This is a genomic window from Rhodanobacteraceae bacterium, from assembly GCA_016713135.1.
Lineage (GTDB): Bacteria > Pseudomonadota > Gammaproteobacteria > Xanthomonadales > SZUA-5 > JADKFD01.
Genome location: JADJPR010000016.1, coordinates 22,935 through 49,460 on the forward strand (window position 1 = coordinate 22,935; position 26,526 = coordinate 49,460).

22 protein-coding genes are annotated in these 26,526 nt (G+C 68.1%); 12 read left to right on the forward strand and 10 right to left on the reverse strand.

Annotated elements, in window-relative coordinates:
• The first annotated feature begins 28 nt into the window (after positions 1-28).
• The 7 genes from IPK27_12995 to IPK27_13025 all read left to right on the forward strand — a co-directional run bounded on the left by IPK27_12995 (position 29) and on the right by IPK27_13025 (position 11,152).
• Positions 29-1,402: a glutamate--cysteine ligase gene (locus IPK27_12995; protein ID MBK8068498.1), complete on the forward strand. Its 1,374-nt coding sequence runs from the start codon at positions 29-31 to the stop codon at positions 1,400-1,402.
• Positions 1,403-1,423: 21 nt separating this feature from the next.
• Positions 1,424-3,145, forward strand: a complete 1,722-nt coding sequence (locus IPK27_13000; protein MBK8068499.1) for a UPF0149 family protein — start codon at positions 1,424-1,426, stop codon at positions 3,143-3,145.
• 494 nt (positions 3,146-3,639) lie between these two features.
• On the forward strand, positions 3,640-4,857 hold the full coding sequence (locus tag IPK27_13005) for a TCR/Tet family MFS transporter (protein MBK8068500.1): 1,218 nt from the start codon (positions 3,640-3,642) through the stop codon (positions 4,855-4,857).
• 160 nt (positions 4,858-5,017) lie between these two features.
• Complete coding sequence (recQ, locus tag IPK27_13010; protein ID MBK8068501.1) at positions 5,018-6,811, forward strand: DNA helicase RecQ; 1,794 nt, start codon at positions 5,018-5,020, stop codon at positions 6,809-6,811.
• 786 nt (positions 6,812-7,597) lie between these two features.
• Positions 7,598-9,403: a hypothetical protein gene (locus IPK27_13015; protein MBK8068502.1), complete on the forward strand. Its 1,806-nt coding sequence runs from the start codon at positions 7,598-7,600 to the stop codon at positions 9,401-9,403.
• 236 nt (positions 9,404-9,639) lie between these two features.
• Complete coding sequence (locus IPK27_13020; protein ID MBK8068503.1) at positions 9,640-10,128, forward strand: 8-oxo-dGTP diphosphatase; 489 nt, start codon at positions 9,640-9,642, stop codon at positions 10,126-10,128.
• A 142-nt stretch (positions 10,129-10,270) separates the two neighbouring features.
• Positions 10,271-11,152: a lipase family protein gene (locus IPK27_13025; protein MBK8068504.1), complete on the forward strand. Its 882-nt coding sequence runs from the start codon at positions 10,271-10,273 to the stop codon at positions 11,150-11,152.
• Positions 11,153-11,233: 81 nt separating this feature from the next.
• Here the strand turns inward: IPK27_13025 and IPK27_13030 are convergent, their stop codons facing one another.
• Positions 11,234-12,616, reverse strand: a complete 1,383-nt coding sequence (locus IPK27_13030) for an SLC13/DASS family transporter (GenBank protein MBK8068505.1) — start codon at positions 12,614-12,616, stop codon at positions 11,234-11,236.
• Positions 12,617-12,918: 302 nt separating this feature from the next.
• Between IPK27_13030 and IPK27_13035 the strand changes: the two genes are divergently transcribed.
• Together IPK27_13035 and IPK27_13040 are read left to right on the forward strand one after the other, a co-directional pair.
• On the forward strand, positions 12,919-13,887 hold the full coding sequence (locus IPK27_13035) for an ATPase (protein MBK8068506.1): 969 nt from the start codon (positions 12,919-12,921) through the stop codon (positions 13,885-13,887).
• A gap of 4 nt (positions 13,888-13,891) precedes the next feature.
• Positions 13,892-14,833 carry a response regulator gene (locus tag IPK27_13040; GenBank protein MBK8068507.1) on the forward strand — a complete coding sequence of 314 codons (942 nt, stop codon included), beginning with the start codon at positions 13,892-13,894 and terminating at the stop codon, positions 14,831-14,833.
• 561 nt (positions 14,834-15,394) lie between these two features.
• Here IPK27_13040 and IPK27_13045 read toward each other — a convergent pair.
• Both IPK27_13045 and IPK27_13050 read right to left on the reverse strand, forming a co-directional pair.
• The gene (locus IPK27_13045) at positions 15,395-15,793 is read right to left on the reverse strand and encodes a hypothetical protein (GenBank protein MBK8068508.1); all 399 of its coding nucleotides are present in this window, start codon (positions 15,791-15,793) and stop codon (positions 15,395-15,397) included.
• Between the two features lie 128 nt (positions 15,794-15,921).
• Positions 15,922-17,307: a cysteine--tRNA ligase gene (locus IPK27_13050; protein MBK8068509.1), complete on the reverse strand. Its 1,386-nt coding sequence runs from the start codon at positions 17,305-17,307 to the stop codon at positions 15,922-15,924.
• 164 nt (positions 17,308-17,471) lie between these two features.
• Between IPK27_13050 and IPK27_13055 the strand changes: the two genes are divergently transcribed.
• The gene (locus tag IPK27_13055) at positions 17,472-17,840 is read left to right on the forward strand and encodes a VOC family protein (protein ID MBK8068510.1); all 369 of its coding nucleotides are present in this window, start codon (positions 17,472-17,474) and stop codon (positions 17,838-17,840) included.
• Positions 17,841-17,990: 150 nt separating this feature from the next.
• Here the strand turns inward: IPK27_13055 and IPK27_13060 are convergent, their stop codons facing one another.
• From IPK27_13060 to IPK27_13070, 3 genes are all read right to left on the reverse strand, one after another.
• Positions 17,991-18,404 (reverse strand): hypothetical protein, encoded by a 414-nt coding sequence (locus tag IPK27_13060; GenBank protein MBK8068511.1) that lies wholly within the window; start codon positions 18,402-18,404, stop codon positions 17,991-17,993.
• On the reverse strand, positions 18,401-18,877 hold the full coding sequence (locus IPK27_13065; GenBank protein ID MBK8068512.1) for a YiiD C-terminal domain-containing protein: 477 nt from the start codon (positions 18,875-18,877) through the stop codon (positions 18,401-18,403). The genes IPK27_13060 and IPK27_13065 overlap by 4 nt, the downstream gene beginning before the upstream one ends.
• A gap of 241 nt (positions 18,878-19,118) precedes the next feature.
• Positions 19,119-20,162 (reverse strand): hypothetical protein, encoded by a 1,044-nt coding sequence (locus IPK27_13070; protein MBK8068513.1) that lies wholly within the window; start codon positions 20,160-20,162, stop codon positions 19,119-19,121.
• Positions 20,163-20,348: 186 nt separating this feature from the next.
• Here IPK27_13070 and IPK27_13075 point away from each other — a divergent pair, with 186 nt between their 5' ends.
• Positions 20,349-21,395 (forward strand): NAD(P)/FAD-dependent oxidoreductase, encoded by a 1,047-nt coding sequence (locus IPK27_13075; GenBank protein MBK8068514.1) that lies wholly within the window; start codon positions 20,349-20,351, stop codon positions 21,393-21,395.
• 201 nt (positions 21,396-21,596) lie between these two features.
• Here the strand turns inward: IPK27_13075 and IPK27_13080 are convergent, their stop codons facing one another.
• Positions 21,597-22,313, reverse strand: a complete 717-nt coding sequence (locus tag IPK27_13080) for a DUF481 domain-containing protein (GenBank protein MBK8068515.1) — start codon at positions 22,311-22,313, stop codon at positions 21,597-21,599.
• A gap of 126 nt (positions 22,314-22,439) precedes the next feature.
• A complete protein-coding gene (locus tag IPK27_13085) occupies positions 22,440-23,150 on the reverse strand; it encodes a DUF937 domain-containing protein (GenBank protein ID MBK8068516.1) in 711 nt (236 codons plus the stop codon).
• A 75-nt stretch (positions 23,151-23,225) separates the two neighbouring features.
• On the opposite strand from IPK27_13085, the gene rsgA reads away from it, so the two are divergent.
• A complete protein-coding gene (gene rsgA, locus IPK27_13090; protein MBK8068517.1) occupies positions 23,226-24,305 on the forward strand; it encodes a ribosome small subunit-dependent GTPase A in 1,080 nt (359 codons plus the stop codon).
• Positions 24,306-24,474: 169 nt separating this feature from the next.
• Here the strand turns inward: rsgA and IPK27_13095 are convergent, their stop codons facing one another.
• Positions 24,475-25,605 carry an ABC transporter permease gene (locus tag IPK27_13095; GenBank protein ID MBK8068518.1) on the reverse strand — a complete coding sequence of 377 codons (1,131 nt, stop codon included), beginning with the start codon at positions 25,603-25,605 and terminating at the stop codon, positions 24,475-24,477.
• Between the two features lie 41 nt (positions 25,606-25,646).
• Positions 25,647-26,381 (reverse strand): ATP-binding cassette domain-containing protein, encoded by a 735-nt coding sequence (locus IPK27_13100; GenBank protein ID MBK8068519.1) that lies wholly within the window; start codon positions 26,379-26,381, stop codon positions 25,647-25,649.
• Between the last annotated feature and the right edge of the window lie 145 nt (positions 26,382-26,526).

The following is a 26,526-nucleotide window of genomic DNA, read 5'->3' on the forward strand; positions in this document are numbered from 1 at the left end:
CACCGTCTGGCTTTACCCGGACACGCCCTTGAGCTCACCCACCGACAGCAAGAACGCGCCGCCGATCCAAGACATCGGCGAGCTGGTCGACTACCTGGCCGCCGGTGCGCGCAAGCCGGAAGACTGGCGGATCGGCACCGAGCACGAGAAGTTCGGCTTCCGCAACGACGACCTGCGCCCGCCGACCTATGAAGGCCCGCGCGGGATCGGTGCGCTGCTGAACGGGATCGCTGATCGCTTCGGATGGGACCGCGCCTTCGACGGCGACCATGTGGTCGCGCTGACCCGCCAGGGCTCGGGCTCGATCACGCTGGAGCCGGCCGGCCAGCTGGAACTGTCCGGCGGGCAGCTCGAAACCATCCACCAGACCTGCTGCGAGGTGGAGTGCCATCTGCGCGAGGTGCGCAGCGTGGCGGACGAGCTGGAACTCGGCTTCCTCGGCATGGGTTTCCAGCCCAAGTGGCGGCGCGAGGACATGCCGTGGATGCCCAAGGGCCGCTACGGCCTGATGCGCGCCTACATGCCCACCCGCGGGAAGCTCGGCCTGGACATGATGACGCGTACCTGCACCGTACAGGTGAACCTGGATGTCGGCTCCGAAGCCGACATGGTGAAGAAGTTCCGCGTGTCGCTGGCACTGCAGCCCATCGCCACCGCGCTGTTCGCAGATTCGCCCTTCACCGACGGCGTGCCCAACGGATTCCAGAGCTACCGCTCGCACGTCTGGACCGACACCGACCCCGACCGCACCGGCTTGCTCGATTTCGTGTTCGAGGACGGCTTCGGCTACGAGCGCTATGTCGATTACATGCTCGATGTGCCGATGTACTTCGTCTACCGCGACGGCAAGTACATCGACGCGCTCGGCATGAGCTTCCGCGATTTCCTCGGCGGACGCCTGCCCGCGCTCGAAGGCGAGCGCCCGACACTGACCGACTGGGCCGACCACCTGACCACTGCCTTCCCCGAGGTGCGCCTCAAGCGCTATCTCGAAATGCGCGGCGCCGACAGCGGCCCGTGGAACCGCATCTGCGCGCTTCCGGCCTTCTGGGTGGGCCTGCTGTACGACCAGGCCGCGCTGGATGCCGCCTGGGACCTGTGCCGCGACTGGACCCTGGAAGAGCGCCACCACCTGCGCGACAGCGTGCCGCGCCAAGGCCTGCGCACCCTGCACCGCGGCGAGCACCTGCGCGCCGTGGCCGAGCGCGCGCTGGCGATCAGCGCCGAGGGCCTGCGCCGGCGCAACCGCTTGAACCGCAACGGCATGGACGAGCGCATCTACCTCGATCCGCTGCTGGAATTCGCCGCCGCCGGGATCTCCCCGGCCGACCGCAAGCTGGCGCTGTACCATGGCGCCTGGGGCGGCAACATCGATCGCGTATTCCGCGAATTCGCCTACTGATCTCCTGCTGGAAACGCTGTCGTGACTGAATTGCTCGAAACCGATCCGCCCTCGCCGCTGGCGCCGCTGTTCACCCCCGAAGAGGCGGATGAACTGAGCGAACTGATGCTGTCCTTCGACGGCGGCATGCTCGATTTCGGCGAGCTCGACGGTTTCCTGTCAGCGCTCGCGGTGGCGCCGCAGCCGACCACGCTGGAGCGCTGGTGGGGCGCGCTGTTCGGCCCCGAACCCGAGTGGGAGGCCGATCACGAGCCGGCCCGCGCGCGGGCGCTGATCGAGCGCTACTACGCCATGGTGCAGGCGCGCGTGGCGCTGGACCCCTACGAACTGGGCCCGGAGGCGGTGCCGCCGCTGGAAAGCTCCTTCGCCGACGAGGACGACGGGTACGAAGACGACGATCCGGACTTCGATCCTGATGCCGCGGTTCCCGAAGACAACGACATCGCGGAGGTGGATGACGACTCCGACGACGACAACCCCTACGCCGAAGGCGGCCCGCTCGACGACGGCGACGAGGACGAGGACGAGGACGCGTTCGACGATCCCACATCCGACTCGGACGACGACGACATCGCCGACATCGGCAGCGACGACGAGCCCGAGTTCATCGGCGCCGACGACGAGGAGGATTTTGGCGACGGCGAGGACTTCGATTTCGCCTTCGCCGAGACCTGGCTGAGCGGCTTCCGCTACGCGCTGTCGCTGCAGGCGGACGACTGGCGCCGTGCGATCGATGCCGAGCCGCCGCTGGCGCGCTGGCTGTACGCGCTGTGGACGGCGGCCGACGACGCCCAGGGCGCCGAGGGCCCGCTGGATGCGCTGCCGGCGATGGCGCCGAGCGCCGCCGCGCCCGAGGATGCCGGTTTCCTTGCGCTGGAAGCTGCATTGCGCGAAAAGGCCGCCAGCCAGCCGTTGGTGGAGCCGCTGGACGAGAACCGTTTGATCGGCCTGATCCCGGTGCTGCTGCACCAGTTGTGGCGGCGTCACCGCGAGCAGGCGCAGGAGGTGTCGGCTCAGATCGAGATCGACCTCGCCGATGGCCTGGCCAACCAGAAGTACGCCGAAGCCGACCACCTGGCCGAGTTGCTGCAGCAGCATGCGGTACCGGCCGGCGGCATGAACCTCGAGTTCCTCGACGGCTTCTGGAGCGCCCAGCGCGCCGCGATGCTGGAGGTCTCGCCCTTCGACAGCCTGGTGCGCATCCTCGGCCCGGACAAGGTCTGGGAGGACGTGGAGGACGCGCGCGAAGTGATGATGGCGCTGATGGGCTACTGGAATGCGATCAGCGAACGCCTGTCGCGCAAGGCCGAGCCGACCGACCCGCTGTGCCATCCCTTCATCGATTTCCCGATCGACGGCGACCCGGCGGACCATCCCGAGCGCCCCTACGGCCAGGACTTCGCCAAGGGCTTCCTCGCCGCCATCGAGGACTTCCCGCGCTCGGCCAAGCTGCTGCTGATGGACCCGCAGGCGAAGCACTGGCTGGCGCCCTTCGAGGCGCTGGCCAAGGGCCACTCGCTGGAGAAGCGCCTGAGCAGGCTCGGTTTCGAGGAGCGCATGGGCCTGATCGCCGAACTGCCCGAGTGCATCGCCGAACTCGGCATTTTCTGGACCGCCAGCGGCGGCGCCATCGCCCGCGAACCCAAGCGCGTCGAAGCCCTGCCCGGGCGCAACGATCCCTGTCCCTGCGGCAGCGGCAAGAAGTACAAGAAGTGCCACGGGGCGCCGGAGCGGCTGAACTAGTGTCCTGTCCCGCATCCGCGAAGAAGTTCCATGGTTTCGTCGAAGACAAGGCGGAGGAAGCTGTGGTTCTATGGCGAGGAGACGGATTGCGGCGAAAGACGCCGGAACCATTCGATGGTATTTGCGGGACAGGACACTAGTGTGGTGTTCCGTAATTAAGTTGAAGAAATTTCCGATGAATTTTGCGGCGAGGCAAGGCGAGAGGAGGAGTCATAGCAGGGCTATGGCGACGACGAGCAACGCCGCATCGGCGCAAAAGGCGCGGAAATAATTCAAGGTAATTACGGAACACCACACTAGGTAGCGACGGCACCCTGCAGCGTGCTCAGGTGGCAGCTCGCGCGCCGCCTGGGCGCGGACTTGCGGTTGCCGTGGATCGCACCTCTGCGGCCTGCCCGGAGTGTTCCAGGTCATTCGCCTGCTTGGCTCGTCGCACAGGTCGGCACCTGCCGCGCTATCCTGCGCGCCCTCGTTGCCCGCCATTCCTTCCCACCGTGACCGCCCACGCCGCGCCGCGCCAGGCCGCGCTGATCTTCATCTTCGTCACCGTGGCGCTGGACATCCTGGCGATCGGGCTGATCATCCCGGTGCTGCCGCCGCTGATCGCCGGCTTCTTCCCGAATGCGGCCGAAGGCGCCGCGGTGTACGGCTGGTTCGTCACCGTGTTTGCGCTGATGCAGTTCCTCGCCTCGCCGCTGCTGGGCGCGCTGTCGGACCGCTTCGGGCGCCGGCCGGTGATCCTGTTGAGCAACCTGGGCCTCGGCCTCGATTACATCCTGATGGCGCTGGCGCAGACCCTGCCGCTGCTGTTCCTCGGACGCATCATCGGCGGCATCACCTCGGCGAGCATCGCCACCGCGAATGCCTATATCGCGGATGTCACGCCGCCCGAAAGGCGTGCGGCGAGCTTCGGCATGCTCGGCGCGGCCTTCGGGCTGGGATTCGTCATCGGGCCGGCGGTCGGCGGGCTCCTGGGCAGCGTCGATCCGCGCCTGCCGTTCTGGGTCGCGGCTGCGCTGTCGCTGCTGAACTTCCTGTACGGCTACTTCGTCCTGCCAGAGTCGCTCCCGGCCAGGCGCCATCACCGTTTCGAGTGGAAGCGCGCCAATCCGGTCGGCTCGCTGCTGTGGCTGAAGCAGTTCCCGCAGGTGTTCGGACTGGCCGCCGCGAGCTTCCTCTCGGTGTTGGCGCACGTGGTGTTTCCGGCGACCTTCGTGCTCTATGCCGGACACCGCTACGGCTGGAACGAGCGCGATATCGGCTTCACCCTCGCTTTCGTTGGCGTGCTCTCGGCGCTGGTGCAGGCGGTGCTGGTGCGTCGCCTGATCCCGCGCATCGGCGAGCGCCGCGCGCTGCTGGCCGGATTCGGCTTCGCGGTGGTCGGCTTCATCGGCTATGGCTGGGCGCCGACCGGCCCGTGGCTGTGGGCGGTGATGCCGCTGCTGGCCCTGTGGGGACTGGCCGGCCCCTCGGTGCAGGCGCTGATGACGCGCCAGATCGACCCCACCGAGCAGGGCCGACTGCAGGGCGCGGTAGCCAGCCTCGGCGCGGTCGCCGGGATCATCGGCCCCTACGTCTTCACCCACATCTACGCCGCCGGCATCGACCCTGCCCGCGGCTGGAACCTCCCGGGCGTGGCCTTCTACCTCGCCGCGGCGCTGGTGCTCGGCGCGCTGGTGATCGGCAACCTGGCGAGCCGGGAGCGGACGTGAGGGCGAGAAGCAAGAGCGGGGCGAGGGGCAGGGGGCAAGGGGACCAGGCCTGTCGTCTTTCCGGTCCGTGCGGCAGAACCAAGCCTCGCCGAATATTGCGCCCATGCCCCAGCGTGGGTCCCCTGCCCCTTGCCCCCTGCCCCGCTTCCCGCCTCTCACCATGACCGACTCCCCGCGCCAGCTCCTCCGCCGGGTCTTCGGCTTCGACGATTTCCGCGGTCCGCAGCGGGAGATCGTCGAGCACGTCGTGGCGGGCGGGGATGCGCTGGTGCTCATGCCCACGGGCGGAGGCAAGTCGCTGTGCTACCAGGTGCCGGCGCTGTTGCGGCGGCGGGGCACCACCATCGTGGTGTCGCCGCTGATCGCGCTGATGCAGGACCAGGTCGCGGCACTGACCCAGCTCGGGGTGCGCGCGGCCTTCCTGAACTCGACGCTGGATGCCGGCAGCGCGCTGGATGTCGAGCGCCAGCTGGTCGAGGGTGAACTGGACCTGCTGTACGTCGCGCCCGAGCGCTTGCTGACAGCGCGCTTCCTCGGCCTGCTGGAGCGCGCCTCGCTGGCGCTGTTCGCGATCGACGAGGCGCACTGCGTGTCGCAGTGGGGGCACGACTTCCGCCCGGAGTACCGCCAGCTGACGGTGCTGCACGAGCGCTGGCCGCAGGTGCCGCGGATCGCGCTGACCGCAACCGCCGACGCGCCAACCCGCGCCGAGATCGTCGAGCGCCTGGCGCTGCACGAGGCGCGCCAGTTCGTCAGCTCCTTCGACCGCCCGAACATCCGCTACCGCGTCGAGGAAAAGCGCGACGGGCGCAAGCAGTTGCTCAGCTTCCTGCGCGGACGGCCGGGCCAGTCGGGCATCGTCTACGCGCTGTCGCGGCGCAAGGTGGACGAGACGGCCGAGTTCCTGCGCGCCGAGGGCATCCATGCGCTGGCCTACCACGCCGGCATGGACGCCAGCGTGCGTGCGCACAACCAGACCCGCTTCCTGCGCGAGGACGGCGTGGTGATGGTGGCTACGATCGCCTTCGGCATGGGCATCGACAAGCCGGATGTGCGCTTCGTCGCGCACATGGACCTGCCCAAGTCGATGGAAGGCTACTACCAGGAAACCGGCCGCGCCGGGCGCGATGGCGACCCGGCCGAAGCCTGGATGGTCTATGGCCTGGGCGATGTGGTGCTGCTGCGCCAGATGATCGACAACTCCGAGGCCGGCGACGAGCGCAAGCGGCTGGAACGCAGCAAGCTCGACGCGCTGCTCGCCTACTGCGAGAGCGTGCGCTGCCGGCGCCAGGTGCTGCTGGGCTACTTCGGCGAGCAGCACCCGGGCCAGTGCGGCAACTGCGACAACTGCCTGGAGCCGCCCGAAACCTGGAACGCCACCGAGGCCGCGCAGAAAGCGCTGTCCTGTGTCTACCGCACCGGCCAGCGCTTCGGCGTCAGCCACCTGACCGATGTGCTGCTCGGTCACGAGACCGAACGCGTGGTCGACCTCGGTCACACCAAGCTGTCGACCTTCGGCGTCGGCACCGAGCTGGACGAGCGCCAGTGGAAGGGCGTGTTCCGCCAACTGGTCGCCGGCGGCCTGCTCGACGTGGAACCCGGCAGCTACGGCTCTTTGCGCCTGGCCACCGCGGCGCGCCCGCTGCTGCGCGGCCAGACCGAGCTGTGGCTGCGCCGCGAGCGCGAGAAGAAGAAAGCGCCGAAAACCCGCTTCAGCGTCTCCGCCCACCCGGCCGACGACAGCCTTTTCGAGCGCCTGCGCGAGCTGCGCGGCAAGCTGGCACGCGAGCAGAACGTGCCCGCCTACGTGATCTTCCACGACGCCACCCTGCGCGCCATCGCCAGCGAGCGCCCCTACACCCTGACGCAGCTCGGCGAGGTGCAGGGCGTCGGCGCACGCAAGCTCGAGCGCTATGGAGAGGCCGTGCTGGAACTGGTGCGGGCGGCGGATTGAGTGAGGGCGGCTTGTGTGCTGGGCGGGATTTTGGTTGTTGGTTGTTGGCAGCTGAGCGCGCAGGCCGCGGCTCCTGTGGGAGTTCCGGTCGCCCCTGCCGGCGCGCTTGTTCGCGCATCGAACTGTCGCGGACTGGTGCCTGTTTTTTGTCCGCAAAGGACGCTAAGAAGGCAAGAGCGTCTTGGGTTGCGCAAAGCCGCCATGCGCCCGTATCCGCCTGTGGATTTGGCTCTACTTTGCGTCCTTGGCGTCCTTTGCGGAAAATGTCTTGTATTTCATGAACTTAGATAATCTTCGGTGGGAGCCGACTCTGTCGGCGATCATTTCCCGGGCCGCCAGCAACAGATCGCGGCTGAAGCCGCTCCCACTGGGTTCCGGCACGCCGGGCTTGCTGCCGACAACCAACAACCAATAACCAACAACCGTCCGCGAGTTCGCTGCAGCCGCCTGGCTATCAGCGCCACCACCCGTGACATCCCACGATTGATCGCGTACAGTTCCAAGGGTTCACGCTGTTGTCCGTCGGGGCGATCCCGATTGCGCGATTCCGGATGAAGGGCCTGGGGCCTTTTGGAATGGCGCCGTCCTGCGGTGTGCGTGAGTCGGACCCCAAGCGCGTCGCGATGACGCCGTCCGCATTTCTCAGTTGATTGACAGGCTCAGGGCGCTGGATCCGGGAACGCCCGAAGCTGACCCTCATCGGCACGCAATCATGCGGCGCGCCGTGGGGACCAAGGGAGTCTTCGCTTGATGAGTTCCGACCAACTCGGGCAGCCGTCCGCGTCCATGTCCACCGATTCCGATTCGTCCACCGCGGCCGAGGCCGCAGCGCCAGCCAAGCGCACGCGCAAGCCTGCGGTGCGCAAGCCCAAGGCGGCGGCAGCCGTGGTCGCCGAGGCCGCGGTCGCGCAGGCGCCGGCCGCCGAAGCGCCCGCAGAGATCGCGGCTGCTGTCGAGGCCAACATCCCGGCCGCTGCAGCGCCCGCGGTGATCGAGCCTGCTGTCGAGGCCAGCGCCCCGGCCGCGCCGCGCACGCGCAAGACCCTGGTGCGCAAGCCCAAGGTGGTCGCCGAAGCGACGGTCGAGTCGGCGCAACTTGCATTGGCGATGGCGCCCGCGCCCTTGCCGCCGCCGGAATCCGTCCCGCTGGCGAGCACGCCAGTCGTGGTAGTCGATGCCGAGTTGCCCCAGACGAATGCGGCCGAGCCGACGCCGGTCGAAGCGGCGCCGCCGGTCGCAGTCCCGTCTGCGCCCAGGCAGCGCGTGACCCTGCCGCACCCGATCATCCACCGCGTGCATCCGGTGGCCCTGGGCCGCAAGCGTGACGCGCTGCAGTATCTGCTGGCGCAGACCCCGGACCAGCCCACGCTGATCTACACCCGCACCAAGCATGGCGCCGACAAGATTGCGCGCCACCTGGAGCGTTGCGGCCTCAAGGCGGCGGCGATTCATGGCGACAAGAGCGGCGGCGCGCGCGCACGCGCGCTGGCCGGCTTCAAGTCGGGCGAGTTGCAGGCGCTGGTGATCACCGACATCGCCGCGCGCATGCTCGATTTCACCGGGCTGCCGCGGATCATCGGCTACGATTTGCCGCATATCCCGGACGACTACGTGCAGCGCGTGCTGCGCACCGGCAGTGCGGACCAAGCCGGCCTGTCGCTGACCCTGATCACGCAGGAAGAATCGCCACAGTACCGCGGCGTGCGCGATCTGCTGTCGCAACTGATCGACCTGTCCCCGCTGCCCGGTTTCGAGGCGCCCGAGCCCTTCGATCCCGAGCGCGATCCGCCGCAACGCACGGATGGCGAGTCGGGAGACGGCGCGCCGCAAGGGGCTTCAGCCGCTGCGCCGGCGCAGGCCCAGGGTCAGGGGCCCCAGGGCGCCCCCCGCCGCGAGAACCGCGAGGGCCGCAACCGCCGCAACCGTCGCGATCGCCACGGCCGCGGCGAGCAGCGCGACCGCCCCGAGGGCGAGGCGATGCCCAACGCCGCGCCCGCGCTGGTGCCAGTCGAAGAACTTGTGGCCGATGCGCCGATGCAGCCGCAACGGGATGAGCGCCCGCGCAACGACCGACCGCCGAAGCCGGAGCGTCCGCGCAAGGAGAAGGTGGAGCGGGCGGAGAAGCCGGAGATCGGCAACCGCGCGCTGCCGCCGCCCAAGCCGTTGCCGGATTACGAGGAAGAAGACCGCCCAGGTCCCGGCAACTCGCTGGCCTCGCCGCCGCCTTCGCAGTACGACACGGGCGGCTTCGGCCGTCGCGGGCGTCGCCGTGATCCCTTCGCGCCGGTGGTGATCGGCGCCGAGGGCGAGTTCAATATCTACGACGAGCGCCAGCCGGACGATTACCGCGACCAGTGGAGCATCCTCGGCCCGGACGGCGGCCGTCCGTCGTGGACCTACGCGCAGGACGGCAATGTCGAAGAGGCGCCGCGCCGCCAGTTCCAGGGTCCGCCGCAAGGCCGCCGCGGTGGCGGCGGTGGCGGCAGCAGTGGCGGCGGCGGCGGTGGCCCGCGCGGTGCGCATCGCGGCCCGCAACAAGGCCGCGGCGGTCAGCAGCGCCACAACCGCCCGCGGCGCGCGGACGGCCGCTAGTGTCCTGTCCCGCAAGTAGCGCGAAGAAGTTCCGGATGGATTTCGTCGCGAGACAAGGCGCGAGGGTGAGAGCCGGCGGCTTGCGCGGCATGCCGCGCGCCGGCTTGAACGCTCGCAACTTGTTGCGGGCCGGGGTCGCAGGCCAGCGTGGGTTCGGCGCGACGACGAGCAACGCAGTATCGCGGCGAAAGACGCCGGAACCATTCGATGTGACTTGCGGGAAAGGACACTGGTAGATGCCGTACACGCCGATCCTGGCGACGCTGGGTTATGTGCTGTCGCCGGACCGGCAGCGCGTGCTGCTGGTCCATCGCAACGCGCGCGCCGACGACGCCCACCTCGGCAAGTACAACGGCCTCGGCGGCAAGCTGGAGCCCGATGAGGACGTGGTCGCCGGCATGCGCCGTGAGATCCACGAGGAAGCCGGGCTGCAGTGCGATGAACTGCAGTTGCGCGGCACCATTTCCTGGCCCGGCTTTGGCAAGCACGGCGAGGACTGGTTCGGCTTCATCTTCCTGATCACCGCGTTCACCGGCCAACCGCCCGCCCGGAATCCCGAGGGCAGCCTCGAATGGATCGAGATCGGGCGCATCGGCGAGCTGCCGCTGTGGGAAGGCGACCGCCAGTTCCTGCCGCTGGTGTTCGACACCGATCCCCGCCCCTTCCACGGCGTGATGCCGTACCGGGACGGGCGGATGGTCGGGTGGCGCGTGTCGCGGGTGTGAGGGGAGTCGTGAGTGGTCTGCACTCGATTCGCGCCAGGATTGGGTGAAACGTAAAACGTGAAATGTCAACCAGAGCCCCGCCAGATTGACGTTTCACGTTTCACGTTTGACTCTTGCCTTCTTGCTTGCCCGCTGCACCGCCATGCGCCCCCTCCCCGCACCCACGCTCACCAACCTGTACCCGCCGATCCCGGGTTTCCGCTATTTCGATGCGCCGGCGGGCTGGGTTTTCGACACGGGCACGGGCCTGGGCGATGCGCGACTGGCGTGGTGGCTGGCGGAGCACGCGCTGCTGGCCTATGAGCGCGCCGGGCCGGTGGAGCAGGCGCTGGCGGGGCTGGGTTATCGCGTCTACCAGGTGCGCCACCGCGCCAGCGGCGGGGTGGCCTATGCGGCCATCGGCGCCGATCACGGCATCCTGGCCTTCCGTGGGACCGAGGCGCTCAAGCCGGGCGATCCGGTGCGCAAGCTCGGTGCCGTCGCCCGCGACTGGTGGACCGACGCGCGGGTGAAGCAGGTGCCGTGCGCGCTCGGCGGGCGTGTCCACCAGGGCTTCCAGCAGGCCCTCGATTCGCTGTGGGCGGACTTGGCGCCGGTGCTGCGCCAAGCGCCGCGCTGGTGGTGCTGCGGCCACAGCCTGGGCGGCGCACTGGCGGCGCTGGCCGCGGCGCGGGTCGCCGAGGCGGCAACGCTCGCGGGCACGCTGACCTATGGCCAGCCACGCGTGGGCGATGCCGACCTCGCACGCCATCTGGACACCCTGCCACTGCTGCGCATCGTCAACGCGAGCGACCTGGTCCCCGACATGCCGCCCGAGGCGCTCGGCTATCGCCACGCCGGCCAGCTGCGCCACCTCAACCCCGAGCGCCACCGCGACTACGGCCAGCGCATGCGCGACTACTTCGCGCAACTGCAGACCCATCTGCGCAGCGGCCTGGCTGCCCTGACCCCGATCGAACTAGTCGACCACGCGCCGCTGGGGTATGTGGTGAAGGTGTACAACGAGGCGCTGCGGGGCGGTTGAGGCAAGCAGAGTGAAAAGTGAAAGGTAAAAAGTGAAAGCGTGGGCGCTCTATGCTTCCTTTTCACTTTTCACTTTCACCTTTCACTGCTTCCACACAAACACCCCCCACACCACGCCCACCACCGCCGCCACGCCGACCAGATCGAGGAACCAGCCTTCGCGCAGCATGCGGCGGTTGTCGGCCATCCCGGTGCCGTAGGCGATGGCATTGGGCGCGGTGGCGACCGGGAGCATGAAGCCCAGGCTGGCGGCGAGCGCGGCGGGGAGCATGAACAGCAAAGGGTCGACGTTCGCGGCGGCCGCGGCGGCGGCAAGGATCGGCATCAGCAGCGCGGCGGCCGCGGTGTTGCTGGCGATCTCGCTGAGCAGGGTCACGCCGAGGCACAGGCCGAACAGCATCAGCGGCAGCGGCAGATCGCGCAGCAGCACCAGGCGCTCGGCGACCCAGGCGCTGACGCCGGAGCTGCCGAAAGCGCTGGCCAGCGCGATGCCGCCACCGAACAGCACCAGCGTGCCCCAGGGGATGCGCTCGGCGGTCTCCCAGTCGAGCAGGCGGCCACCCTTGCCGTCCGGCACCAGGCCCATCGCCAGGGCGCCGAGCAGGGCGACGCTGGCATCGGAGCCGCCCGGCAGTCCCAGCCAGGTCTTCCAGCCGCCCCAGGGATCGGTGCGGAAGATCCAGGCCAGGGCGACAATGCCGAATACGGCGAGCACGCGGCGCTCGCCGGCATCGATCGGCGGCAGCGCCGGCAGGGTGGCCGCCGGCAGTCCACGCAGGCCGCGCCCCAGCCACAGCGCCAGCACCGGCAAGGTGATCACGACGATCGGCAGCCCGTAGACGAACCAGTCGACGAAGCTGATCTCGACCCCGGTGGTCTGTTCGTAGACCGAGCGGAAGATCAGGTTCGGCGGCGTGCCGATCGGGGTGCCGAGCCCGCCAAAGCTGGCGGCGTAGGCGATGCCGAGCACCAGAGGCGCGGCCAGGCGTGGATCGGGGTAGTCCTTGAGGATCGCCAGCGCCACGGGGATCAGCAGCAAGGTGGTCGCGGTGTTGGAGATCCACATGCTGAGCAGGCCCGAGGCAAGCACGAAACCCCAAAGCACATGGCGCCCGTTCTGCCCGCCGGTCAGCCTGAGCATCCACAGCGCAAGGCGCCGGTGCGCGCCGTTGCGTTCGATCGCCGCCGACAGCATGAAGCCGCCGCCGAGCAGCAGGATCACCTCATTGCCGTAGGCCTCGGCCACGCCCTTGGCATCCAGCACGCCGACCAGCGGCAGCAGCGCCAGCGGCAGCAAGGCCGTGTGCGGCGCGGGGATCGGCTCGAACAGCCACCACAGGGCAACCCAGCCGGTCAGGCCCACGGTGATTGCGAACGGCGGCGGATGACCCGCCGCACTGGCCGCCATGCCAAGCGCGAGGGCCAGCAACGGCCCCGCGCACAACAGGGCGTCGCGCGCATTCATCCGCGCGGGCCCACCGGCGGGATGCCAGCGACCGGTGGCGTGGGATCTGCGGTCATTCCGGGCTCCGGAGAAAGTCGCGTGACCGGACTATGCGCAAATGCGTCAGCAATGTCTCCGATGGAGTCACTGTCCCGCGACCATGCGGGAATGCGTGTGGGCTCTCAGTGACGCATATTGTCAATTCAGGTCCATTCTGCGACAGTCGAAACAGTCAGCGGCGCACGCTCCAGTAGCATCCTTGGACCCGTCGGGGGCGGTCGCAAGCGGGTATCGGGCAGGTCTGGGGGAGTGGGATTCGCATGATGGTCGAGGTCATCCTGCTGTTGGCTTGCCTGGGTACGGGCGCCTACGCCGGCGTGCTGCAAAGGAAGCTTTCGGCTGCGCAACAGAAGGTGGCCGACACTGCCGCCGATCTCGACAAGATGCAGCAGTCGCAGGCCCAGGTGATCCACACCACCAAGCTCGCCTCGCTCGGCCAGATGATCGCCGGCGTGGCGCATGAGATGAACACGCCTATCGGCTTCGTCAAGAGCAATGTCGAGGTGGTCCGCGAGCTGCTGGGCGAGCACCGGCAACTGGTCGACAAGTGCATGCAGGGCTTCGACATGATGCTCGGCGTGGACCTCAAGAACCCGCAGATGCACGAGCCGATGCGGCGCGCCCTGACCAAGGTACGCGCCGCGCTGTCCGGCGACGAACGCCTGCGCGATGGCGACGACCTGCTCAAGGATTCGGTCGACGGGCTGGTGCAGATCGCCAACCTGGTGAAGAACCTCAAGGGCTTCGCGCGGGTCGACCGCGACGGCATGGACCAGCTGGACCTCAACGAGTGCATCGAGAGTGCGCTGACCATCGCCGCGCACCAGTTGCGCGACCGCATCGAGGTGGTCAAGGAACTCGGCCAGCTGCCGAAGATCAACGGCGTGGCCTCGCAGATCAACCAGGTGCTGCTGAACCTGATCACCAATGCGGCGCAGGCGATGGGCGACAGCGGCAAGCTGACGGTGGCCTCGCGCCGCTCAGGCGACCAGGTCGAGATCGACATCAGCGACACCGGCAGTGGCATTCCGGACGATGTGCTGCCGAAGATCTTCGACCCCTTCTTCACCACCAAGCCGGTCGGCGAAGGCACCGGGCTTGGCCTGTCCATCGTGCACAAGATCGTGCAGAGCCACGGCGGCACGATCAAGGTGCGAACTGCGCCAAAGAAAGGCAGCACGTTTACCATTAGCTTTCCCATCGACCATGCGCTGCTGAAGCAGCAGGGCTGATGAAATGTCCGAACCGCGCATCAGAGTGCTGTGCATCGACGACGAGGCCCGCATCCTGCGCGCCTTGAAGGCACTGTTCCGCGACATGGACGTGCACACCACCACCGAACCGAGCGAGGCGATCCGCTGGGCCGCCGAGCACGACGTGGACGTGATCGTGTGCGACCAGCGCATGCCCAAGATGCAGGGCATCGAGGTGCTGCGCGAGATCCGCCTGGCCCACCCGCGCGCGATGCGCATCCTGCTGACCGGCTATGCCGACCTGAGCGCGGTGCTCGGCTCGGTCAACGAAGGCGAGGTCTTCCGCTACATCAACAAGCCCTGGGACAACCAGGAGCTGCGCAGCACCGTGCAGATGGCGGCGAAGATCGCGCGCGACACACCGGTGCTGACCGACAAGGCGATCGACGACGTCAGCCGCGAACAGGCGCGCCGCGAGGTCGGCATCCTGGTGATCGAGGACGACCCCGAAGTGCAGCAGCGCATGCGCGAGATCCTGCAACCGCACTACCAGGTGCGCTTCGCCTCGTCGCCCGAACGCGCGCTGCAGGTCCTGGAGAAACACGAGACCGGCGTGGTGATCTCCGAGACCGCCGGTCAGCACGGCGACCTGACCGCCCTGATCAAGGCGCTCAAGCAATACCACCCGCACATCGCCACCGTGGTCGTCACCGACCGCGCCAATGCCAACACGGCGATCGACCTGATCAACGAGGGCCAGGTATTCCGCCTGCTGCTCAAACCCGTGCGCATGGGTTCGTGCCGGTTGTCGGTGGACGCGGCGGTGGGCCGCTACTGGCAGCTCAAGCAAAACCCCGCCGCCACCCGCCGCTTCATCGTCGCCCCGCGCGCCGAATCGCAGTTGCCGTCCTGGCTGGCCGGGAGCCTGATGCAACGGATCAAGTTGCTCCCGTCGCGGCTGCTCGGGATGGCCCGGGCGCACTGAGGCGCAGGGCGCGCCGCTGACCTGGGCTTTTGGCTCTTGGCTTCTGGCTCTGGCTCTTGGCTTTTTGCCTTCTGGCTTTTGGCTTCTGGCTTCTGGCTTCTGGCTCTTGGCTCTTGGCTTTTTGCCTTCTGGCTTTTGGCTTCTGGCTTCAAGAGCAAGAGCGTTTCGGCCTGACGGCCGAGTGTCTTTTCTTTGAGTGGCCAAAGAAAAGTCACCAAAAGAAAGGCCACCCCGCGTCCGCGCCTCGTGTGCGTCGTGCACACGAGGTTCCCTGCGGTGCTCACGAAGCGCAGGCCGCTGCGCAACTCGCACGTCCCTGTGCTCGGACATGCTCGCTTTCCCCTGCGCTTCGCTCCGCTCCTCGGCGCTCCCGAGGGGCCCCATTTTCCCTTCGACCCGGCTTCCTGCCTGGTTCTTGAGGAGGGGTGAATCAGCCGGCTTGCGGGTCTTGAGCGGAAGGAAGCCAGAGCCAACAGCGAAGCCAAAGCGAAGCCGAAGCCCGTAGAGCGGAGCTTGTTCCGCTGCTTTCGCTTCGCCCTCGATTCCTGTCGAGCAAATCGATCAGGAAGCTCGCCTCGAAGACCAGGCAGGAAGCCGGGTCGAAGGAACCCGGGGCCCCTCGGGAGCGCCGAGGAGCGGAGCTGGATCAAGGGGAAAGCGAGCATGTTCGAGCACAGGGACGTGCGAGTTGCGCAGCGGCCTTGATCCGGCGAGCACCGCAGGGAACCGGGCGCGCCGGATGCGCGGCCGGCGCGGACGCGGGGTGCCCTCTTTCTTGGTTACTTCTTTCTGGGCAAACAGAAAGAAGTGACTCGGCCGCCAGGCCGAAACGCTCTTGCTCTTCAAGACTTCAAGAAGAAGCGAAAAGACACAGGCAACAGCAAAAAGCTCGCGGGCGGAGCCCGCTCCCACAGAGAGCAAATCAGACAGCGACAGCGACAGCGACAGCGACAGCGACAAGCGACAAGCGACAAGCGACAAGCGACAGCGACAAGCAGACGATCACAGGCGACGCGCGGCGCAACCCGCGAAATCGCCAGCGGAGCCACCTCCCTCAGTCAGCGAGGGAGCGGTGCCTCTGCCCCGAGTCAACTACCAAGCTTCCAGCGCGCCCCCTGCGGCGTGTCCTCGATCACCACCCCCATTGCCGTGAGCTCGTTGCGGATCTCGTCCGAGCGCGCGAAGTTCTTCGCCTTGCGCACCTCGGCGCGCTCGGCCATCAGGGCCTCGATGCGGGCGACGTCCACGCTGGCCGAGCCGCCCTGGAACCAGGCTTGCGGGTCCTGCTGCAGCAGGCCTAGCCAGCCACCGGCGTCGAGCAGGCGCGCCTTGGCGAGGGCCTTGGCCTGCGGGCCCTCGGCCTTCTGCGCATCGCGCGCAAGTTCGCTCAACACCGCCAGCGCCTGCGGCGTGCCAAGGTCGTCGGCGAGCGCAGCCTGCACCGAATCGGCGGGCGCCGCCACGCCCGCGATGGAGACATCGGCGAGATCGCGCAGCGCGCCGTACAGCCGGTCCAGGGTGGTCTTGGCCTGCTTCAGCGCGGCCTCGGACCAGTCCAGCGGCTGGCGGTAATGCGCGCCCAGCAGCAGCCAGCGCAGCGCTTCGGGAGGCGCCAGTTCGCGCAGGTTCTTGATCAGCAGGACATTGCCGAGCGACTTGGACATCTTGCGGCCTTCGATGGTGACGAAGCCGTTGTGCATCCAGGTACGCGCGAACTCGGCGCCTCCGTGGGCGCAGACGCTCTGGGCGATTTCGTTCTCGTGGTGCGGGAACTTGAGGTCGGCGCCGCCGGCGTGGATGTCGATGGTGTCGCCGAGGTGCTCCTCGGCCATCGCCGAGCACTCGATGTGCCAGCCCGGCCGGCCGCGGCCCCAGGGGCTGTCCCAGCCCGGCAGGTCCGGGGTGGACGGTTTCCACAGCACGAAGTCCGCCGGGTTGCGCTTGTACGGGGCGATCTCGACGCGCGCGCCGGCGATCATTTCCTTGACCGTGCGCCGCGACAGCCTCCCGTAGCCTGCATAGGTATCGACATCGAACAGCACGTGGCCGTCGGCCGCATAGGCGTGGCCGGAGGCGATCAGGCGCTCGCACATGCGGATGATCCCGGGGATGTGCGCGGTGGCGCGCGGCTCGATGTTCGGCGCGAACTCGCCGGCGACGCCGATCGCCGCCATGTCCTCGTGGAATGCGGTGGTGTACTGCGCGGTGATCACGTCGATCGGCACGCCGCGCTCGGAAGCGGCGGCATTGATCTTGTCGTCGACGTCGGTGATGTTGCGCGCGTAATCGAGATGCCCGAACTGCTGCCGCAGCAACTTGGCGAGCACCCCGAACACGGTGTACGGGCGCGCATTGCCGATGTGCGGGTAGTTGTAGACCGTCGGTCCGCACACGTACATCGTCACCCGGTCCGGATTGGCCGGCGCGAAGCGCTCGGTCTGGCGGGTCAGCGAGTTGTACAGGTGCAGGTCCATGACAGGGCAACCAAAGTCGGATCGATGAATCTATCAGTCCGCGATGGTGCAGTGCACCAGCGGCGCTGGCGGAATCCGCCTCCCGCTTGTGCCGATCCGCCCATTGCCGGCGCCGGGGCGGCGTCGCAGACTGCCGTTCCCTCGTTCACCCAAGGATTCCGCAGATGATCGGTTACGTCACCGTCGGCACCAACGACATGCCCCGCGCCGCCGCCTTCTACGACGCGCTGCTCGCCACCCTGGGCGCCAAGCGCTTCATGGAAGCCGAGCGCTTCATCGCCTGGGCGGTATCGCCCACCCAACCTTCCCTCGGCATCATCAAGCCGTATGACGGCAACCCGGCGACCGTCGGCAACGGCGTGATGGTCGCGCTGGTGGTCGACAGCAAGGAAAAAGTCGACGCGCTCTACAACAAGGCGATCGAACTCGGCGCCAAGGACGAAGGCCCCGCCGGCCCGCGCGGCGACAACTTCTACGCCGGCTACTTCCGCGACCTCGACGGCAACAAGCTCAACGTGTTCTGCATGGGCTGAGGCGGACCGAGAGACCATTCAACGCGGAGACACGGAGGACGCGGAGAAGAGCGCAAGCTGTTTTCCCGACGGGACGGCAGCAGCCGTCACGGCATTCGGATCTGGCGCCTTTCTCTGCGCTCTCCGCGTCTCCGCGTTGAACCGGCCCGCTCAGAGCTGCGGCAACCCGCTCTCCAGCCACCAGGTCTTCACCGTCTCGTCGTAGCGCCAGCGCTGGCGGTCGACGATGGTGCGGACGGTCTGGGTGGCGCGGTCGACCAGTTCGATCTGCACTGTCTGCAGCACGCGTCCTTCCGCATCGGTGGACTGCGGCGCTTCGTAGTAGCGCGAGACCTGGACCTGCTTCCAGCGCTCGCGCTGCTCTGCGGTAAACGGCTTCTCCGCGAGCACCGCCGGGTCGACATATGCCGCCGCCTGGTCGATCTCGTTCCAGCGGATCGCCGCGGCGTAGTTGTACAGGCGCACGCGCAGGCTTTCGTTCTTTGTCGCGCTGGCGCAGGCGCCGATGGCGAGCGCCGTCGCCGCGAGCAGTACCCAGGTCCATCTCGTCGCGATTGCTTTCATGCCGGGTCCTCAGCCTTCCGTTTGGACACGAATCGTGCACGCAGCGTGGTCGCCGGTCCAGCCTCGCCGGCTGCCGCGGCGTACAGGGTGATGCGGGCCTTGCCGCGCGCGGCCTGCATCGCGACGAAGTCTGCCAGCGATTGCCCGTCGTCGGCGCGCGCGACGATCTCGATCTCGCCCCAGACCGGCGCCAGGTAGTCGATCTGCGAGTCCTGCACGTAGATGTCGGGCTCCATCGCGTGCTCGCGCAATGCAAGGCGCGCCAGGCCCCAGCAGGCCAGGGTGAGCAGACTGGCGAGGCTGCCACCGAAGGCGCAGCCCTTGTCGTTGACATTCGGCCCCAGCGGCGCGGCGAGGCGCAGGGTGCGGCCGTCGTACGCGACGACGCGCAACTGCATCGCACGGGTCAGCGGGATCTGCGACAGCAACTCGTGTTCCAGGAAGGCGGCGGCTTCGGACTGTGCGGGGATCATGGGGTACTCGATGGGGTGAGCGTTCTGGTCGCCATTGCCGGTCCGCATGTCGTGCATCGGGCTGTCGCGCACCCTGGTCAAGAAAATCTTGTCCGCAAAGGACGCAAAGGACGCGAAGAAAGCAAGAGCATCCTCGGCTGCAGAGCTTTCCCGAGCCCGCGGATCCGACCACTGGCCTCTGCTCTACTTTGCGTCCTTTGCGTCCTTTGCGGACAAATGTCCTCTACTTCATTCACGTAGATCATTCATCCCCAAGAGGGCGCGTGTCGAGCAGGGCCTGCGCCTGGGCTGCCAGTGGGTGGGTGGCGGCCGCCAGGCGCTCGAGCGCGGCGCGGGCGCGGGGTGGATCCACCTCGATCAAGGTGCGCGCGAGGGCCAGCGCGATCTCCGGGCGACGCTCGCGTGCATAGGCCTCGCGCCAGATCGGATGGGCGGCGCGCGCGCCGGCCAGGTGTTCCAGCAGGTCACCGAGTTCGATCAGTTGCGCGAGATCGATGTGTCCGTCGCGGCGCAGCGCCGACAGCGCCTTCGAGCGCTCGCGCGCATCCGCGTGGGCCGCATGGCAGTCCGCCCACGCCGGGGCGAGCAGCGCATCGAAAGGCGCTTCAAGCGCAGTCCACACGCGTTCGGCCAGACCTTCCCAATAGAGCGCGGCGGCGGCGCTGCGGTGACTGCCGCCAGCCAGCGTGGGGCCGCCCAGCGCGTCGATGCGCCGCCCGGTGGGATGGTCCACCGGAATCCGGTCGAGCAGCGGCTGCCAGCCGCCGCGGCCACGCTGCTCGATGCGTGCGCGCAGTTCGCCGAATGCGCGCGTCGGCGGCGCGGCCTCGCGCCGTGCGCGCCGGGTCCACGGCGCCAGCCAGTCCTCGCGCCCGATCTGTGCCGCCGTCTCCAGCCGCGACAGGGTCCGCGCCAGCACCACGCGACCGACTCGCCCGACCACCCGCGCATCGTCGCCGCCATCGAGCGCACCCGGCACCACGCGCGCGCCGGTCAGGGCGAGCGCCAGCGCCGCGCGCACCTCGTCGGCATCCAGCACCTGCATCAGCGGCCACCCCAAGGCGAGCGTGGCCTTGCGCGCGGCGAACCAGCCGCCCGGCGCGTGCATCCGGATCGCAAACTCCGCGGTGTGCAGGATCTGCGCCGGCTTCGAGCACTTGAGGCCCTCGCAGAGCGCGTCGACATCGCGCGTCAGCGCCGGTACGTCCTCGCGGTCGAAGGGCATGCCGGCAGGCGCGCCCGTGCCCACCAGGCTGGACGCCTCGATTCGTGCATCGACCTGCATGGATCCTCTGTCGCCGCGTGCGCAAGGCGGCGCAACCTAACCGCCCGCACCCGCGCCGCGCAAGCCACGACGGAAGTCGACTGACCCTTCAGGCCCGCTTCGGCGACAATTGCGCATCATCAAGTCCAGCGCTGCACACTGCCGGCAGTATCCGGCGCGGCGCAAACCGCACCCAGGGATAGAACCATGACCATCGAAACGGACGTCGTCATCGTCGGCGCAGGCCCCGTCGGCCTGTTCCAGGTCTTCGAACTCGGCCTGCTCGGCATCAAGGCGCATGTGGTCGACGCGCTGCCGGCCACCGGCGGCCAATGCATCGAGCTGTACCCGGACAAGCCGATCTACGACATCCCGGCGCTGCCGGTGGTCACCGGCAAGGAACTGACCGACAACCTGATGCAGCAGATCGCGCCCTTCCATCCGGAGTTCCACCTGGACCAGGAAGTGTCGGTGGTCGAGAAGATCGATGAGCTGCACTTCCGCGTCGCCACCAGCAAGGGCACCGAGTTCAAAGCCAAGGCGGTGATCGTCGCCGCGGGCCTGGGTGCCTTCCAGGCGCGCAAGGTGCCGGTGGCTGGCGCGGAAGCCTTCGAGGGCCGCCAGATCCACTACTCGGTGAAGAACCCGGAGCAGTTCCGCGGCAAGGACCTGGTGATCCTCGGCGGCGGCGATTCGGCGCTGGACTGGGTGCTTGCGCTGCAGCCGATGGCACGCAGCGTGGTGCTGATCCACCGCTCCAATGAATTCCGCGCCGCGCCCGCCTCGGTGGCCAAGATGCGCGCGCTGTGCGACGAGATGCAGATGCAGCTGATGATCGGCAATGTCACCGGGATCAAGACCGAGGGCGATACCCTCAAGGGCATCAATGTGATCGGTGCCGACACCGTCACCCGGGTGGTCGAGTTCGACCACCTGCTCGCCTTCTACGGCCTGTCGCCCAAGCTCGGGCCGATCGCCACCTGGGGCCTGGGGATCGACAAGAACCAGATCACGGTCGACACCGAGCGCTTCGAGACCAGTGTGCCGGGCATCTACGCGGTGGGCGACATCAACACCTACCCCGGCAAGAAAAAGCTGATCCTCTGCGGTTTCCACGAGGCCGCGCTCGCCGCCTTCGCGATCAAGGCGCGCATGAACCCCGGCGCGAAGGTGCACCTGCAATACACCACCACCAGCCCGATCATGCACCAGCGCCTCGGGGTGCAGCCGCAGGTCGAGCTGACCGCGATCTGACCCCGGGAGCCTCATTCAACGCAGAGACGCAGAGGACGCAGAGAAGAGCGGGAGCAGGATCGGAAAGGCACTTCTCCGCGCCTCCCCGTCTCGGCATCGGGAATCTGTTGAACGCAGAGACGCAGAGAAAGCATCGAGAGCGCTTTTCTCTGCGTTTCCTCTGCGTCCTCCGCGTCTCCGCGTTTAACTGGATCGGACGCGTCAGAAGCTGTACACCAGGTTGGTGGTGAACAGCGAGTCGGTCTTCTTCAGGCCCGGGGCGACGTCCGAGTTGTGGCGGAATTGCAGGCCGGCCTTGAGCGCCAGCTTGGCGTTCATCTTGACCACGACGCCGCTGTCGTTCTGCGCGAAAGTGTTGTCCGAGCCCGCTTCCACCAGCAGGATGTTCTCGAAGGAGGTCTGCGCGTTGAAGGCGTGGTTGTAGGCCATGCGGCCGCGGAACACGGCCTCGCCGTCGGTCTGACCGGTGGCGACTTCCTTGTAGCGGCGGTAACCGGGGCCGCCTTCGAACAGCCACTGGGTGGTGTCGTTCTTGACCGCATACCAGCCGGCGCCGATCGACGCGATGGTCTGGTACTCGTAGGGCGCGAAATCGTCGTTTTCGTAACGCAGCGAGCCGATCAGGTAGGCGCGCTCGCTGAACTTCCAGGCGCTCGAACCGCTGAGCTCATAGCGGTTGGCAGTCAACTGCAACTCGTCGGTTCCGTCGATCTCACCCTTCTGGCGCAGCGCAGAAGCACCGATGTCGTGCTTCCACTGCGTGTCTTCGAAGGACAGGCCGAGCTTGGCATTCAGGCTCTCGGTCTCGGAGTTGCCGCGGGTCAGGGCCAGGCCGAGCTCGCCCGAGCCTTTCCAGCCGTCTTCGGCGATGGCCATACCGCTGGCGGCGAGCAGCGCCAGGAACAGGGTCTTGCGCATGGGGTGTCCTCAAGTCGTCGGTGCAAGGACGGCCGATGCTTGAGGCGCGGCACTGAATCGCTGGTGAGCGCAGCGGCAGCCGAAGGCAGGCGCGTTGGCCGGCCTTCAGCTTGGCGGGAACCCGGATCAGCGCTGCATGAAACTGCCGAACATTTTCGAACCCGCGGCCAGCAAATCCTGCGCGTCGACATCGCCGTCGCCGTCGCTGTCGAGCAGGCTGCCCACCGCCTTCGGCACGCCGCCGCCCTGGCCACCGAAGCCGCGCGTGACCTGACCGAGCAAGTCCGACAGGCCGCCGGCATCCAGGCCCTGCGTCTGCGTCGCCTGGCCCAGCGTGCCCATCAGCATCGGCGCCAGCATCGCCATCAGCCTGGCCGCGGCGCCGGAATCCAGCCCCGACGCGCGCGCGACGCCGGCCGCGGCGCGCGGCTGCGCCTGGCCGAAGACATGGCCGAGGATCGCCGCGCCATTGTCCAGCGGCGAGCGCTGCGCGCCCTGCGGCTGGCCACCGCCCATTGCGCCCATGACGGCGCCCATCAGGCCGCCGAGCCCGCCGCCGCCGAGCAGGTCGCCCATGCCGCCGCCGGTCCCTCCGCCACCGAGCAATCCACCGAGCAGGCCGCCCAGGTCCACGCCCTGGTGGTCGCGCGTGACCGCGCGGTGTAGCGCCTCGGCGCCTTGCGATGTGCTCGCATTGCGCTGCATTGCGCCCATCAGCATCGGCAGCGCGGCCTGGATCGCGCCCTGCGTCTGCTGCGGCGTTGCGCCGAGCTGCGCCGCCATGCGTTGGATCGTGTCGGGGCCGAGCTGGCCGAGCAGACTGTCGAGTGCGTTCATGGCGTGCTCCCTGGGTTGGAAAGCCGATCATCGCACCGAACGCTGGCAACGGTTGCGGGCTAGACTCCGCTCCGCATGCTCACCGCCGCCGACATCGACCGCCTCTCGCACATCGGTTTTCGCGCCGAACACTGGCCCGAACTCGTGGTGCCCGACGACAGCGTCGTCGCACGCATCGTCGAGCAGCATCGCTCCGGCTATGTGATCCACGATGGCAGCGACACTTTCCCGGCCAAGTCCCTGCCACGGCTGCGCCACCGGGTGGACCACGCCAGCGAGCGCCCGTGCGTGGGCGACTGGTGCATCGCCGCGCTGCGCCATGGCGGCGAATGGATGATCGAGGAACTGCTGCCGCGCTTCTCGACGCTGGTGCGCGGCGCGGCCGGCGAGACCCAGGCCAAGCAGGCGATCGCCGCGAACATCGACCATGTCCTGGTGGTCACCGGGCTGGACCGAGATTTCAACCTGCGCCGCATCGAGCGCTACCTGACGCTGGTCAGCAACTCGGGCGCGCGGCCCTGCCTGGTGTTGACCAAGGCCGACCGCGCCGAGGACGTCGAGGCCTTCCGCGCCCAGGTGGAAGCGATCGCCCCCGGCACCGGGCTGTACGCGATCAATGCCAAGTCCGCCGAGAGCTGCGCGGCGCTCGCCGCCGAGCTGCAGCCAGGCCAGACCGCGGTGCTGGTGGGCTCATCCGGCGCCGGCAAATCGACCCTGACCAACACCCTGCTCGGCAGCGAGCTGCAGGCCACCGGCACGATCCGCGAGAGCGATGGCCGCGGCCGCCACACCACCGTTTCGCGCGCGCTGAAGCCCTTGCCCGGCGGCGCCTGCCTGATCGACACCCCGGGCCTGCGCGAGATCAAGCTGACCGGCGAGGAAGACCTGGCCGACGCCGGCTTCGACGACATCGAGGCGCTCGCCAGCGCATGCCGCTTCCGCGACTGCCGCCACGAGAAGGAACCCGGCTGCGCCGTACGCGGCGCGGTCGAGCGCGGCGAAGTGGAACCCGCGCGCCTGGCCAGCTGGTCCAAACTCGGCGGCGAAATTGCCCGCGCCGGGGAATCCGCGCTGCAACGCGTCCAGCGCAAGCAGCACGACGCCAGCATGGCGCGGGCGCTGCGCGATGTGCTGAAGAAGAAGGGGCGGAAGTGACGGGCGGGGGTTGGCTTCTCCGCACATGCGACAGCGCAAGCAAAGTGAAATGTGAAACGTAAGACGTCAATGGAACCGCGCTCCGATTGACGTTTCACGTTTCACATTTCACCCCGCTTGCCACCAACCACAACCGGCGAGCCGCAAGCGGCTCGCCGGCAGCGAAAGTTCAGGCAGAGATCGCCAAATGCTCGCGGTGGTACAGCCTGGCCGCGACCAGCGCGATGACGATGCCGATGGCCAGGGTGCAGCCGATCGACGCCGCGGCCTGCCACGGCACCACGGATTCGCCGCGCACGGTCTGTTCGATCAGCAGCTGGTGGCTGAGCAGCGGCACCGCGTACATCCAGTCGGCCGGCTTGACCGGGTTCAGCGCCATCAGCATCGACGGGATCGCCGGCAGGATGATCAGCAGGGTGTTGTAGGTCTGCGCCTCGCGGAAGCCCTTGGCGAAGGCCGAGACGCTGGTCAGCAGGCCGGCGCCGATCAGGCCGAGCGGCGCAACCACCAGGAACAGCAGCGCGATCTCGGTGGGGCCGAACTTCACCACCATGCCGATCTTCTCCACCGGCAGCAGCGGGCCGACTGCGGCAAAGGCGAGCAGCGAGATCGCCAGCGAGACCACGGCGAAGGCGAAGGTGGCCATCAGCTTGCCGCCCATGATCTGGCCACGGCTGACCGGGTTGATCAGCAGCGGCTCCAGCGACTGGCGCTCGCGCTCGCCGGCGGTGGCGTCGGTGGCGAGGTAATTGCCGCCGGCGAACACGGTCAGGATCAGCAGGTAGGGCAGCATCGCCAGCAACATGCCGCTGCGGCTCTGCGGCGTGGACTGGTCGACATCCGCGATCAGCACCGGCTGCACCACCTCGGGGCTGATGCCGCGCACCAGCAGGCGCTGCGAGACGGTCACCGAGGCGTACTCGCCGATCAGTCGCTCGGCGCGACGGATGGTCTGCTCCGCCTTCTGCTGCGAGCGGTCGACGATCAGCTCCAGGGTCGCCGCACGGCCCTCGCGCCATTGCTCCGCGTACTCCGCCGGGATGCGCAGCACCACGTCCACATCGCGTTTGCGGATCGCCGCTTCGGCATCGGCCGGCGCGGGCTCGATCTCCACCTCGTGGGTCTTCAGCCAGGCGATCAGGTTGGGTGCGTGCTCGCCGCCAGCCACCGGCAGCTTCAGCGGCTTCTCGGCGCGTTCCAGGGTCACCGAGATCATCAGCCCGATCAGCCCGGCGAACAGCACCGGGCCCATCAGCGTGCCGAGCACGAAGGTGCTGAACATGGTGCGGCGGTCGCGCATGTTCTCGCGCACTTCCTTCCAGAAAACCACTTTCCACGGGCTCACAGCGAGAGTCCTTCTTCCGAACCGATGATCTTGACGAAGGCGTCCTCGAGGTTCGCCTCGCCGGCCTGGGCACGCAGCTCGTCAGCCGTGCCCTGCGCCACCACATGTCCCTTGGCGATCACCACGATGCGATCGCACAGGGCAGCCACCTCCTGCATGATGTGGCTGCTGAACAGCACGCAGCGCCCCTCTGCACGCAATTGCTGCATGAACTTGCGCAATGAGCGCGTAGCCATCACGTCCAAGCCATTGGTCGGCTCGTCCAGCAGCACGTTGCGTGGATCGTGCACCAGCGCGCGGGCGATCGCGGTCTTGACCCGCTGGCCGTTGGAGAAGCCCTCGGTACGCCGGCCGGCGATGTCGGCGATGTCGAGCGCGGCGATCAGCGCATCGGTGCGCGCCTTCAGCGTGGCCTCGTCCAGCCCGTGCAGGCGCCCGAAGTACTCGATGTTCTCGCGTGCCGTGAGCCGCTTGTACAGCCCGCGCGCATCCGGCAGCACGCCGAGCTTGCGCCGCGCGCCGTCCGGATCGGTGGTGATATCGCTGCCGTCGACCTTGATCGACCCGGTCTCCGGCTTCATCAGGGTGTAGAGCATGCGCAGCGTGGTGGTCTTGCCGGCACCGTTCGGGCCCAGCAGGCCGGTGATCTCGCCGTCGCGCGCGGTGAAGCTGACGCCATCGACGGCCTTCACCGCGCCGAAGGTCTTGCGCAGGTTGGTTAGTTCGAGCATGGGGAGGGTCCTTGAAGGGCGTAAAGGCGGGGCAAGGGGAAGGGGGCGGGGGACCTGACCTGGGGCCTTGGATCCCGCCTGCAGCAATCCGAACCTGCGCGGTTCGTCTTGATGTCCGGCCCACGTCGCCGACCGCAAGCCGCAC